8 protein-coding genes are annotated in these 13029 nt (G+C 55.1%); 4 read left to right on the forward strand and 4 right to left on the reverse strand.

From position 1 onward, the window contains the following. Window positions 1-140: 140 nt before the first annotated feature. Window positions 141-3233 (reverse strand): hypothetical protein, encoded by a 3093-nt coding sequence (locus QSJ80_RS04510; protein WP_285763112.1) that lies wholly within the window; start codon window positions 3231-3233, stop codon window positions 141-143. A gap of 349 nt (window positions 3234-3582) precedes the next feature. Between QSJ80_RS04510 and QSJ80_RS04515 the strand changes: the two genes are divergently transcribed. Further along, the gene (locus QSJ80_RS04515; protein WP_285763114.1) at window positions 3583-4299 is read left to right on the forward strand and encodes a YebC/PmpR family DNA-binding transcriptional regulator; all 717 of its coding nucleotides are present in this window, start codon (window positions 3583-3585) and stop codon (window positions 4297-4299) included. Window positions 4300-4357: 58 nt separating this feature from the next. On the opposite strand, the gene QSJ80_RS04520 is transcribed toward QSJ80_RS04515, so the two are convergent. Both QSJ80_RS04520 and QSJ80_RS04525 read right to left on the reverse strand, forming a co-directional pair. Continuing rightward, a complete protein-coding gene (locus QSJ80_RS04520) occupies window positions 4358-5692 on the reverse strand; it encodes a type II toxin-antitoxin system HipA family toxin (protein ID WP_285763116.1) in 1335 nt (444 codons plus the stop codon). Continuing rightward, the gene (locus QSJ80_RS04525; RefSeq protein ID WP_285763117.1) at window positions 5692-6015 is read right to left on the reverse strand and encodes a helix-turn-helix transcriptional regulator; all 324 of its coding nucleotides are present in this window, start codon (window positions 6013-6015) and stop codon (window positions 5692-5694) included. The genes QSJ80_RS04520 and QSJ80_RS04525 overlap by 1 nt, the downstream gene beginning before the upstream one ends. A gap of 325 nt (window positions 6016-6340) precedes the next feature. Between QSJ80_RS04525 and QSJ80_RS04530 the strand changes: the two genes are divergently transcribed. Both QSJ80_RS04530 and QSJ80_RS04535 read left to right on the forward strand, forming a co-directional pair. Beyond that, a complete protein-coding gene (locus tag QSJ80_RS04530; RefSeq protein WP_285763118.1) occupies window positions 6341-7708 on the forward strand; it encodes a mechanosensitive ion channel family protein in 1368 nt (455 codons plus the stop codon). Window positions 7709-8117: 409 nt separating this feature from the next. Beyond that, complete coding sequence (locus tag QSJ80_RS04535; protein WP_285763119.1) at window positions 8118-10622, forward strand: TonB-dependent receptor; 2505 nt, start codon at window positions 8118-8120, stop codon at window positions 10620-10622. A gap of 244 nt (window positions 10623-10866) precedes the next feature. Here QSJ80_RS04535 and QSJ80_RS04540 read toward each other — a convergent pair whose 3' ends face one another. Then, window positions 10867-12225 (reverse strand): MATE family efflux transporter, encoded by a 1359-nt coding sequence (locus tag QSJ80_RS04540; RefSeq protein ID WP_285763120.1) that lies wholly within the window; start codon window positions 12223-12225, stop codon window positions 10867-10869. A 125-nt stretch (window positions 12226-12350) separates the two neighbouring features. Between QSJ80_RS04540 and QSJ80_RS04545 the strand changes: the two genes are divergently transcribed. Beyond that, on the forward strand, window positions 12351-12974 hold the full coding sequence (locus tag QSJ80_RS04545; protein WP_285763121.1) for an HvfX family Cu-binding RiPP maturation protein: 624 nt from the start codon (window positions 12351-12353) through the stop codon (window positions 12972-12974). Window positions 12975-13029 lie beyond the last annotated feature (55 nt).

Here is a 13029-nt window from a genome sequence, read left to right on the forward strand (position 1 = left end):
CCAGCCAAGGTGAAAAATAAGACAAATGCCCAAATTTGGCGCAGTAATCGACAATCTTGTTCATGAAAACAATGAGTGGCAGGGCGGATAGATGGTTGGGTCAGAGCGTCAGCTCTGACCCCTTATATTTCGCCAGACTTTTAGCGTGTAGTGTGCATGCCTTGAATCGTGCTATAGCTGAATTCGATATAGCCATCATTTGCCACGTCAACAAAGAACAGGTTGCCTCTTTCGATGGTGCCAAGAAGTTCTGGTGACCGGGTAACTTCATTGCCTGTGATTGGGTCGAGTGTGTACAAGGTCGAGTCAGCATAGTACCCGATGTCATCGTCGTTAAGTGCAACTACAAGATTGCGATTTTTGTCTCCGTAATTTTGAACCGCCAGTGTGGTTAACTCGCCTTCGACCGGATAATAGGAAAGCAGCTCCAGTTCTGAATTAAAAGCTAGAATCCAGTAGTCAAAGACTATTTCGGCGGCTACGAATATTTCTTGACGTCCATCCGCGTCGATATCTCCGATCGCCAAGTCGACAATGTCCATGTCTGTGAAGTCAGGTTGCGTACCGACTTGGGCGGGAGAGGTGGCTAGACTCGCAATTTCCATGCTGCGCAGTAATTTTCCTTCGTTTCCAGCCTCACCGCTCAGAACTCGAATTTCACTTTGGGACGCGACGATAAATTCCTTGCCCGCAGTGTCGTCCACGTCCTGCACCGAAAAACCTAGCGGGAACATTTCCGTATCAAATTGATCCAAAACAGTCTGATTTAAGGCATCTAGGGTGTAAACCAGACCGGTTTCGGTAATCACAGAAAAGTCGATATAGTCATCTTCATTTATGTAGCCGCGATCAAGTAGTTTACCGTCGCTTAATAGCGCGGGGGGCTTCCAAGAAATGGAGTCTGACGCGAGGCTATAGCTCCCTAGTGATTTTCCGAGGAAATATAAGAATTCACTGCTTCCGTCCAAATCGATATCGGCAACCTTAGCATTTACCGTCAGAAGGCGGCCTTCCTCAATAGGATTGCTCCAGGAAATTGACCCCGTCGCTGGATCTAGCTGGAATGCGCGATGAGCGCCGAATGGCCCAAGCTGGTCTGTGGACTCGGCAAAAAACAATAGTCGCTTGCTATTATCGTTTCTGGTTATTTGCTCCCCACCGGTAAAGATACCATCGTAGGTAGTAGTCATCGCGGTTTCCCACTCCAATACTGAAGGGGTTGCGAGACTTGCGACATAGAACTTCTCGCCCCATCCTGAAGCCCAGGCAACTTCTTGCTCTCCATCACTGTCAAGGTCGTCGAGTAGAAGATTGCTGCGTTCTCCGCCAGCTGCATCTTCACTCCAGTTGACGAGCAGTGCGTGCTCCGGTTGAGTGACGAGTGAAATAGACTGAAATGTGGTATCCCAATCAGAAATCAGTAAAATTTCTTCACCTGAGCCGGGCTCAAGATCCTTGATTATGAAGTCAGCGGTGTAGCGCGTTTCGTCAGCAATAAGAAGGCTCTTTGTTTTAGGACTCAATATACGCAGTTGGTTTCTTGGAGAAAGGGCTACCAGTTCGTCCACCCCATCGCCATCCAGATCGCCAGCCTCTAGTTGGTTGCCAAATCCAGCTCCGAAAGCCCAAAGGTTCCGGTATTCCCCTTCGAAGAATTCATAGATGTATCCCCCCGAAAGCGCGATCTCTGGGTCTGCATCATTGTCGAATTGCCCTATTGCGATTGATTGGCCTAAGCCCAATTTCGGCGATCGCCACTCCGTGGTAAGTGTTTTGGAGTCGAGAATTGCCAGGTGCAGACCTTGTTCTTGACTATCCTCCTCGACAAGTATTGCCAGTTCAATCTCGCCGTCGTTATCCAGGTCGGCAGAATCAATGGCAATGACAGACTTTCCATCTACTTCAGTCCGTTGAGATACTTCTCTTGTCTTTTCGTTGATAGCAATTAGCTCGCCTTCGGATCCGGATGTCCAGTACCCGGTTCCGACAAAGAATTTGCTGGGGGAGCCATCCTGATAACGTACGGCATGGATGGAGAGAATAGTATTAACGTCTCTTGTAATAGAGAACGGGTGCATCCAGTTTTGTTCATAAGCACTACCGTTGAAAGCCAATGTGAAAAGGCGTTGCTTGCCATCACTAGCCAGGATTTCAGTGCTTCCATCACCATCAAAATCTCCGGCAATCATCATGTCGGGGTATTCTTGCCGTGGCGTAACAACGCCGCTTCGGCTGAGTGGAGGGTTTCGCAGCTCATCCACTACACGTATTGTGCCGGATAGGGGAATTGAAAAGTCATTCTGGGTAACTTCGATCTCCCAGTGAAAATCTGTTTCCTTTTTGAACAATGGGCTGCGGGGGTGCCATGTAACGAGTCCGCGGTTATCGATGGTCATGCCGTTTGGTCGAGCCAAGAATCGGTACTCGAACGGGTCATTATCGGGATCGTTTACATCTACCGAAAAACTGGCGGTGGTACCAAACGCGAGAGAGTCAGGCGCCCCGGAAACAGTAACTTCGGGTGGGGTGTCAGCTATGGTGACTGAGAGTGAAGCTGTCGCGTCATCAGTACCGTCAGATGCGATGACCGTAACGGTGACGTTATCGTCTTTCTCGAAATGCTCCGGTCCGAGCCTGTCAGTATCTGCGCCGGGAACAGGGGATTCATTGACACTCCATGAATAGCGCGTATCCAGGGCGTCTCCGTCGCTGTCGACAACCGTTGCCGTTACCGTGATCTGGTCCGCCGTCTTCGGTGTGGAGGGTGAAAATATCAGCTCGGCAATCGTCGGCGCAGAGTTGGCAATCGTTACGGAAAGTGAGGCGCTTGTCTGTTCGGTGCCGTCAGAAGCAGTGACCGTAACAGTGACGTTATCGCCTTTCTTGAAATACTCCGGTCCGAGGCTGTCAGTATCTGCACCGGAAACAGGGATGTCATTGACGCTCCATGAATAACGCGTATCCAGAGAGTCTCCGTCACTGTCGGCAACAGTGGCTGTTACCGCGATCTGGTCTGTGGTTTTCGGCGTGGCTGGAGAAAATGACAGCCCCGAAACCGTCGGTGCAGAATTGGCCGGCGCGCTGCTATTCGCGGTCTTGTCTGAGGATCCGCTGCCGCCCCCGCCACCGCAAGCCGTTAGCGCAAGTGTGAGAGCGAGTGTCAGATAGTGCTGAAAGTACAGGGTTGGGCGCTGGCTCCCGCAGGGGGCCGTGGTTGGGGACTGTTTAGGCATGGCATGACTTCCGTTGTCAGTTCATTCTTCTAGTTCTTCAGATATTGTCAATTGTTTAAATATGCGACAAGCGGTCCGGAGGGAAACTATGAAAAAGGCCCATGTTTGACGCGTAAACCTACATTTTGGCAAGAGTGGTCAGAGCCAACTGAAGGGGGCAGAGTGAAAACACTGACCCCACATAAAAAGACTGCTCGGGTCAGAGCCAAGGCTCTGACCCCTCAAATCCGGAGACCCTCGGGGTCAGAGCTTGCGCTCTGACCCCATCAATTGCTCTGACCCCATTTATCCCGATTCAGTGGTAAAATCCGCCCCAAAATTCTGACCAATTGATCACAGAGAGTTACTCATGGGCCGCGCCTTCCAAAACCGCAAAGAATCAATGGCGAAGACGTCGAACGCGAACGCCAGACTGTACAGTCGCTATAGCCGTGAAATCTATGTTTGCGCCAAATCTGGCGGTATCGACCCGGACGGCAACCTGGCGTTACGCAGCCTGATGGAGCGCGCCAAGCGCGACCAAGTACCGACGCATGTGATTGAAAAGGCGATTGATAAAGCCAAGGGCGGCGCAGGCGAAGACTTCAAACCGGCGCGCTACGAGGGTTTTGGTCCGGGCAACTGCATGGTGATTGTGGACTGTCTTACCGACAACCCGAATCGCACGTTCGGTGATGTACGCCTGGCCTTCACCAAGACCAAGTGCAAAATCGGCGCCCAGGGCAGTGTGGTGCATATGTTCGATCACCTGGCGATCTTCGTATTCGCTGGCGATGACGAGGAAGCGGTCCTGGAAGCGCTGATGATGGCGGACGTGGATGTCACCGACATCGAGTGCGAAGACGGAAAGATCACCGTGTTTGCCCCGCACAATGAATACTTCAAGGCCAAGCAGGCGCTGCTGGATGGTCTGGGTGAAATCGAGTTTGAGGTCGACGAGATGCAGTGGCTGCCGCAGACCGAGACCGAGATTTCCGAAGACGACAAGCCCATGTTCGACAAGTTCATGGCGATGCTGGATGACCTCGACGACGTGCAGAACGTTTATCACAACGCGGTGGTTTGATAGCTAGACTTATGGGGTCAGAGTGAACACTCTGACCCCTTTAAATCGATTTATGGGGTCAGAGCTTTCGCTCTGACCCCAGGCATCCAAAAAGCCGCAGGTTATCTTCTATCTCTTCCGCGAGAGAGGCGGGCACCCCATGCTCCACCGCGAGGGCGGGCCACCGTGCAACGCTCGTTGTGACCTCTTCAATAATCCCATCAATTTTTTTGCGGCTGAAAAGCGGACTCAGCTTTTCCAGTGCATAGAAATCTTCTCTGACAAAGTCATCGCGCTTGCCGTTGAGAGTCATCCAGTGGCTGTTGACCCATTTACTGCCGGGGCGATAGCTGTAGGCCAGGTCGTAGGCGGGGGAGAGCGTCCATTTTCCGCCTTGCAGCAGGAAAGCAAAATTCTTCGAGTGATCGTCGTGGTTACGCGCCACGATATTAAACACCATGCGCCGGAACAGTTGTTCTGCCTCTCTAGCCGATAGTTTCAAGCGTCGTGCAACGCTGAACAGTTCGGCATAGGAAAAGCTGCCGGGCGCCTTGTAATCCACGTGTGCAATGCCGTTCAGCATCAGGGTGTGGATCTTGTCGTTACCGCGTCGGTCGAATCGCTGCGTAATGAAATGACGACGGTTGCCTTCCTCGAGTAAGTGGCTCGGCATCATGTCGATACCGCAATTACAGGCCATCAGGTAATAGACGTACTCCATGGCACCGTAACCAAGCGGATCTCCGAAGGTCTGTTTGTTCTTGTTGTATTCGCTGACTCCGTCGAACTTCATCAGGTAATGGGTAAAGCCCTCGGGTGTTTTGGTCTGGCCAGAGCGGACTTTGCTGAAATCTTCATTGAAAGCCAGCACGGCCTTGGGGCGCGCACCGCCGGCACTGGTGCCCACCGAAAGCAGGGCCAGCATAGCCTCGCGATCTTCCTGCCCGTTCTGGTTGAGAGAGACATTGAAGTCCGCGCGGTTATCCAGCACTTCCTGGGCGATGCCCACCAGGCTGTAGATCTCTACCTGCTGCGAGGCATTAAGGCTTTTGAGTTTGGTTGCCGGATGGTACTCCAGTGCGCCCATGCCGCGCGTGCCGGTGTACTGCAGTCTCTGCAGCGGGCTGATACTTTCCGGTTGCTTGCCCTGTGCGGCCACCCAGGCGTTGAGTACGGCATTACCGAAATCGTCGGGCAGGGAGTCCGCCACCAGTCCCGGCAGGCCCTTGAAGGTGCTGAAATTCAGCTCCGGGAATGAATAGATGTTGCGTGCAAGCGGCATGGTGAGTGGCGCCAGCTCGATGCCGCGCTTGATGAAAGCCGGATCGTATTCGAATGCGCCCACGCCGGTATCGCGATCGAAGCTGACTGCACCCAGGGCCTCACCCTGATAGGTAATGTTGAGGGCTTCCATCACCATTCCGGGTTCTCCTCGTCGGATTTCTGTTGTCGACGTGAAGCGCGTTGCCGGCTTTTACCCTGATGTTTTGCCAGCTCGATAGGGGAGATGGTTTGCCTCGGTAGGAAGAGATCGAGCTGGGTGGTCAGGCCCAATGCCGCCATGATTGCGACGAAGATTTCCAGTTGCACCTTACCCTTTTCCGCATTGATCACCTGCTTGCGGGTGGTGCCAGCCATCTCTGCAACCTGTACCTGGGTCAGGTCACGATTGAGGCGGGCCTGTTTGAGGCGTTCGCCGAGTTCGGCGGCCAGTGCGGTAGCATCTATAGGTTCCATTTTAAAGTCCCGTTTTGGGGTCGTTAATGGCAATATATTGGCTTGGGTACCAAAATTAGCACTCTAATTAGCGGTTGGCAATTTTAGCCCTTTAAGATCCGAAAAACGGAACTTTATCGTCATCTTAGCCGCCTAAGTGCCGAAAATGGGATGTTGTTTGGGTGCTTGGGGTCAGGGCTTGCGCTCGATTTGTGGGGTCAGAGTGAGCACTCTGATCCCCTAAGTCGGACCCCAAAAGTCACTGCTAGATTTATCTAGGGGTCAGAGCCTCGGCTCTGACCCCATTCATCTATCCGCTCTGACCCCATCAATCCAGAGGGTATACATGCGCCACCCAGTCCGGCTTTTCCTCAGCGCCCTGGCGCTTGCGTTTCTATCCTCCCTGCTCATTGCGCAGGAAGTGCCTGAGCCGGGTGCAGAAGAGCCGGATCCGGCAGTCATTGCCGAGGCAGTGAGACAGGTACTGGCGGCGGGTATCGACTCCTTTGACCCAAAGCCGGAAGAAGCACAGACCACGGGCAATCCCCAGGTGAAGCTGGAGATCCTGCGTTACATGCTGGACCCGCTTCCCGTTGGTTCGCTGGGCAATGAGCTGGAAGCGTGGCGCCTGCTGGTACAGCAAGAGGCCACCCGGGTGTCCGAGGCGCAGCGCACGTTGATTGAGTATCAGGCGACCATGCCGAAGGCTGGTGAAAGCAAGGCGCCGGACCCAAAAGAAGAGGCGCTGATTGCTGCCAGCGCCAAAGCGCATGAAGCGCGTGCGGAAATGTTCGATCGGCTGCGGGTGGTGCTGGAGGAGTTTCGCAAGAAGGGCGGTGACCCTCAGGTGGCGGAGGAATATGCCACTTATATTTCCGCGGTGCGCGGCATCAATATGGACTGGAGCGAGCCGCAAACGGTGGTGCGCAAATTGCGTGCCTGGCTTTCTGCAGAGGAGGGCGGCAAGCGCTTGCTGCGGAATATCTTGTTCATGGCCGGCACGGTGGCTTTTTGCTGGCTGATTGGCTGGTTAGTGAGTCGGTTGGTCACCGGGGTACTGCGTCGCAGCGAAAAACATTCGGTATTGCTGCAGCGTTTTCTGAAATCCTGGATTCAGGGCTTTGCGATCCTGATTGGCGTGTTGTGGGGACTGACCTCATTCGGCTTCAGCCTTACGCCCATGCTGGCATTATTGGGCGCAGCCGGCTTTATTCTGGCGTTTGCCCTGCAGGACTCCCTTGGAAACCTTGCCAGCGGCCTCATGATTATGGTGCAGCGCCCATTCGATGTTGGAGACGAAGTAGAGGCGGCAGGTGTATCCGGTACCGTCGAGAAAGTCTCTCTTTTTGGTACTTACCTGTCCACTGAAGAAAACAAACAGGTCCTGATTCCGAACAGCAAGATCTGGGAAGACGTAGTGGTGAATGCCACAGGAACGCCGACGCGGCGCCTCTCGATCAAGCTCCACGTGAACGCCTCAAACCATTCACTGGATGAGGCCGAGGAAGCGCTTTTGGCACAGATGCGGAAACACCCGGATGTACTCGAGGATCCGCCGCCGGAGGTGGGACTTCAGGAAGTCAGTGCCGGCGAAATGGTTCTGGTCTGCTGGCCCTGGGTGAGGACGGCCAAGAAGGATCAGGTGCGCCGTGAGCTGGTAGCGAGTATTGCGCGTAAACTGAGCCTGGAGCGCGGGGCGACTAAATCGGAATAGATGGCTGGGGTCAGAGCCAAGGCTCTGACCCCTTAAGTCGGATGCATGGGGTCAGAGTGAACACTCTGACCCCTTGGGTTAAGTCGGATAAGTGGGGTCAGAGCGCTAGCTCTGACCCCATCCATCGAATCAATAGCCGGTCCAATTTGGTGCGTGCTGTCAGATCTGACAGTTCGCATTGCACTCCTGGCGGGCAAAGCGATAGTATTCTGCAAACCCCCTGCACATAATCGCCACTTCTTTCGTGTAACCCCTCTTTTCTATCGCTTGAGCCGATAGGAACTCACTTTCTCCTGCCGACTCCTTCGATATCTTTCCACTCAGCAACAGATTCGTAGAGTGCGTTTCCGGTGATCTCGATGTTGTAGCCGTTGCGTAAGGAAAACCAAAAAAATAGGAGCAGGGCCTTATGGTACCGTTTAAAAAATCACAGCTAAGCCTGTTAATCGCAGCGGCATTGCTGCCAGCCTCGGTTGCGTTCGCACAGGACACATCTGAACTGGATTGTTCCGCCGATGCTAAAGCGAAAGATGCCGCGCTTGCGCAGCAGTGCGCCGAAGAGGCGGGCACCGTCGAAGAAATCTATGTGACTGCCACCAAGCGTGCATCTGCAGCGTCTGACCTGCCGATGAATATCACTGCGATTTCCGGTGAAGACCTGCGCGAGCAGAACATCACCAACGTCAAGCAGCTGATCCAGGATAGTGTTGAGATCAGTGCGCCGGACAGCGGTGCACGTTTTGCGGACTCCGTTACCGTGAGGGGCCTGAACGTATCCCCGGTCAGCGCCAACAACCTGGAGCAGTTCGTCAAGAGCACGCTGGCGTACTACATCGATGAAACCCCGTTGCCGAAGCTGGGCTTCCGCATCAAGGATATCAACCGCGTTGAGAAGCTGCTTGGTCCGCAGGGTACCCTGTACGGTGCCGGTAGCCTCGGTGGTACCATCCGCTATATCACCAACGAGCCGAACCTGGAAGAAGCCGAATTCCGCGTAAATACCTCCCTCTATCAGGTAGACGGTGGTGGCCTGAGTAATGACACAGATTTCGTGGTAAACCTGCCTGTAACGGATACCTTTGCTATCCGCGCCTCTGCAGCCTACCTGGATGAAGCCGGTTACATTGATCGTGCTGCCAACGCGCCATGGCGTACGGGTGACGATGCTTACATCAGCGATCCGAACCCGAACAAAAATATCTACAAGGATGACAACTGGCAGGAAGCCACTACTGCCAAGATTGCCGCTCTGTGGGCGCCGACCGACAACCTTGAGATCAAGCTGACCCATATGTACCAGGACCAGCTGGCGCACGGTACGCGCGGTGCGAGCAGGTTGCCGACCTCGGTAACAGACGCAGGTAAAGATTGTGCAACTGAATTCTGCTACAGCAATCTGGATTTTGGTGATTTCAAAACTCCGTTCGCATACGATGACCGCACCCTGATTTCTCCGCACGAAGAGTATGCCGATAAGGAGTTCTCCCTGGACGTGCTGGATATCAGCGCCGATCTGGGCTTTGCAACCCTGACCTCCAGTACTTCCAAGTTTGAAGATACCAGCGTGGGTGAGGCTGACTACACCAGTCAGGGATATGCGTATTACTGGTGGGCAGGCTTCGGTGCTGGCGATACCAATGTCACTGCGCATATCACTTTCGATAACGCCTACGAAGGTTTCAGCCATGAAACCCGTCTGGTGTCCGCACCGAACGACAAGTACGAGTGGATTGTGGGCTTCTACACCACCGAGCAGGACAGTTCTGTTGCGTTCCGCGAAATCATCCCGACCATTGATCAGGAGCTCTCCTGGAAGCGTGTTGCTAGCGTGACCGATGTGGGTTACGAGGAAGACTACAGCGGTACCTACTCTGAAGATGCCGTCTTCGGTGAGTTCTCCTACAACGTGACCGACAAGCTGACTGTGACTGCCGGTGTGCGCGTTTTCCAGTATGAGGATGAGCGCAACACCATCCTGTTGGACCACACCTACGCGCTGCCGGATCAGGACCTGCGCACCAAGGGTGGTGAGGACAACAAGAGCTTCTTCAAGTTGAATGCCTCCTACGATGTTACTGACGATGTACTGGCATATGCGACCCTCTCCCAGGGCTTCCGCCGCGGTGGCCGGAACAACTTCCGTGATTACAACGGTTATGAAGTTGCAGAGGACTCTCTTTCTTTTGAGCCGGACTCCATCGACAACTTCGAACTGGGCCTGAAGGGTTACTTCCTGGATCAGCAGTTGTACGTGCAGACCAACGTTTACCAGATGAGCTGGAACGATCCGCAGACCTATCGTTCCCAGGCGGTTGAATTCGGTTTCCCGATTAACGGAACCGAAAATGGCCCGGATGCAGAGACCAAGGGTTGGGAATTGTCCAGCCGTTACAAGCTGAACGACAACTGGTCCCTGACATATTCCACCGCGACTACAGAAGGCCGCTTCACTGATACGCTCACTCACTGTATGTACAAGAATACAGGTGGAGATACTGGCGACTTTAACGCATGCAGAACATGGACTGAGGGAGATTTGCTGGGTGGTTCTCCGAAGTGGAAGCACAATCTCGGCGTAAGCTATAGCGGTGAGATTGCGGGCTACCCGGTTTGGGGCTCCCTGCGTGGTCGTTATGTAGCTGAGACCAATACAGATCGTGAAGATACCGTATATGAATCGGTTGATACCGGTGACGTCAGCTACGTATACGTGCCATGGGTTCGCCCTTCCTACACCCTGTTCCACGCGAACGCCGGTATGCGCTTTGGTGATGTTGTTGCAGGACTGTGGGTAAGCAACCTGCTGAACGATGATCCGATTGTATCCAGCCAGTCCGGTGGTTACCTCGGTCGTCGTATCTTCAATGCGACGCCGCGCACTGTGGGCCTGAGCCTGTCTTACGACTTCCAGTAAATTTTGAGATGGGTGGGGTCAGAGCCAAGGCTCTGACCCCTTAAGCCTTAGTTCGATTTGTGGGGTCAGAGCTTGCGCTCTGACCCCTTTTCATTTCCGCGATTTATGGGGTCAGAACCTAAGTTCTGACCCCTTCCATCATCCCGGGGTCAGAGCCTTTGCTCTGACCCCAGTTATCATCAGTCCGACCTTTGGGGTCAGAGTGTTCACTCTGACCCCAGCCATCGACCTTTGGGGTCAGAGCCTAAGCTCTGACCCCAACAATCCTCTCCTTCTGCGTCGTCCGCCAAAGCCGGTAATTCAGCAACAGCGCCGCGGTCATCAGCCCCGCATTGATTCCCACCCAGTAACCGTACACGCCCCAGTAGTTTTCACCCAGCCAGCGCGCGATCGGAAAGCCCACCAGCCAGTAGGAAAACAGCTGGATGAACATCGGCGTGCGCGTGTCCTTGTAGCCGCGCAGTGCACCCCAGGCCATGGCCTGTGCCACATCGGCCAGCTGGAACGCCGCGCAAAGGAGCAGCAGCGAAGTCGCTACGGCAAACACTTCCTTATCGCTGGTGTAAGCCAGCACAAACCAGTCCCTGGCCACAATGATGATAATCGCAGTCATCACGGCGTAGGCGATGCCGGTGGTCACCCCGGTCCAGCAGCTGAAGCTGGCGGCTTTCGGCTTGCCCTCGCCGAGTCGCTGGGCACAGCGGATGCTCACCGCCTGGGCCAGTGCCAGTGCCACCATATAGAAAGTCGAACCGATACTGATCGCAACCTGGTGGCTGGCCACGGCGGCGGTGCCGTGGGAGGCGAGCATAAAGGCCATGCTGGCAAAGAACACCACTTCGCCGGTGCTGCCCACACAGACGGGCAGGCCGATGGAGAGGTGGTGCTTCAGTGTGGGCCAGTCCGGCTTCGGCAGTCTGAAGGTCAGTTCGAATGGCCGGTAGGCCGGGTCTGTCTTGATATGCCACCAGAAGGCAATGGCGCTGAACCAGCAGGCGATGCTGGTGGCCCAGCCGCAACCGGCGCCGCCGAGCGCGGGGATTGGTCCCGCACCGAATACCAGCAGGATATCCAGCGGCACGTTGAGGATCGCCATGGCGATATAGATACGCATGGTCGGGCGTACGCGGGCCATGCCCTCACAATAGCCGCGCAGTGCTGCGCTCACCGCAAACGGCATGGCGCCGGTGGAGAGCGCCAGCAGGTAGCCGGTGGTGACGTCACGCACTTCCGGCTCGGCATTGATCCACGCAGTCCACACCGGGCTCGCCAGCAGGACTGCGACCCCGAACAGGCCCATTACGGTGGCAATCCACAGGCTCTGGCTCAGTTGCCAGCCGGTTTCGTCCAGCTTTCGTGCACCCCTGAGGCGGGCGACGATGGGGGATGTGGCCGCCAGCAGGCCCATAATGATCACGGTCAGGGTTACCCAGGCGCCGGAGCCGATGGCGAGGCCCGCCAGGTCCGTGGCGCTGGCACGCCCGGCGACGATGGTGTCGGTCACACCCATACTGACAATCGCGATATTGCTCACCACCAACGGACCGCCGAGTGACACCAGTCGACGTATTTCGTTGATGATTTTCTTGCGGGCGTGTGCCATTGCCTGTCAGGTGCCTGTTCCGTGGGAGTGCGCCACCTGTTTAACCTAAGACCGCCTGAACTATATTGCCAGTACCCGGTCTGATGGCGCAGGAATGCATGCACATGTAAAAGAGGGAGCGGATTATGGCTACTGGGATTGAGGGGTTCAATCGGGTCTATCACGGATTTCTGGATTTTATGCGCCGCCTGGACTGGCTGGCGCCGCTGGCACTGCGCCTGTTTGTTGGCCCGATCATGATTCTCGCGGGCTGGAACAAGATCACCGGCATCGAAAATGTGGCGGCCTGGTTTGGCAATCCGGACTGGGGCCTGGGCTTGCCCATGCCGACGCTGATGGCCTGGCTGGCAGCGCTGACCGAGTTCATCGGCGGCATAATGCTCGTTATTGGCCTTGGTGTGCGGCTTGCGGCTATCCCGCTGATGATCACCATGGCGGTGGCGGCGGTGGCCGCACACTGGGACAACGGCTGGAGTGCGCTGCCGGACAAGACCCTGATGATGCCCTGGGAGTGGCGCCCCGACCTGATCGAGCAGGGGCTGGAGCGCAAGGAGCGTATTGTGTCGATCCTCAAGGAGCACGGTAACTACAGCTGGCTTACGGAAGCGGGCGCAGTGACCATCCTCAAGAATGGTATCGAGTTCGCCGCCACCTACTTTGTGATGCTGCTGGCCCTGTTCTATCTTGGCGCAGGACGCTTCTTCAGTGTCGATTACTGGCTCGCACGCCGCTACGGACGGGCGGAATAGGGGGATTCCGGCGCCGCGTGTTATACTCGTTGGTTATTCATTAATTGATTAACCG

Origin of the sequence: Biformimicrobium ophioploci, assembly GCF_030270605.1 — a bacterium.
Lineage (GTDB): Bacteria > Pseudomonadota > Gammaproteobacteria > Pseudomonadales > Cellvibrionaceae > Biformimicrobium > Biformimicrobium ophioploci.

Bases quoted from the DNA above. Each gene is read 5' to 3' on its own strand.
- QSJ80_RS04510 (WP_285763112.1), bottom strand. From the start codon at position 3,233: ATGCCTAAACAGTCCCCAACCACGGCCCCCTGCGGGAGCCAGCGCCCA.
- QSJ80_RS04515 (WP_285763114.1), top strand. From the start codon at position 3,583: ATGGGCCGCGCCTTCCAAAACCGCAAAGAATCAATGGCGAAGACGTCG.
- QSJ80_RS04520 (WP_285763116.1), bottom strand. From the start codon at position 5,692: ATGGAAGCCCTCAACATTACCTATCAGGGTGAGGCCCTGGGTGCAGTC.
- QSJ80_RS04525 (WP_285763117.1), bottom strand. From the start codon at position 6,015: ATGGAACCTATAGATGCTACCGCACTGGCCGCCGAACTCGGCGAACGC.
- QSJ80_RS04530 (WP_285763118.1), top strand. From the start codon at position 6,341: ATGCGCCACCCAGTCCGGCTTTTCCTCAGCGCCCTGGCGCTTGCGTTT.
- QSJ80_RS04535 (WP_285763119.1), top strand. From the start codon at position 8,118: ATGGTACCGTTTAAAAAATCACAGCTAAGCCTGTTAATCGCAGCGGCA.
- QSJ80_RS04540 (WP_285763120.1), bottom strand. From the start codon at position 12,225: ATGGCACACGCCCGCAAGAAAATCATCAACGAAATACGTCGACTGGTG.
- QSJ80_RS04545 (WP_285763121.1), top strand. From the start codon at position 12,351: ATGGCTACTGGGATTGAGGGGTTCAATCGGGTCTATCACGGATTTCTG.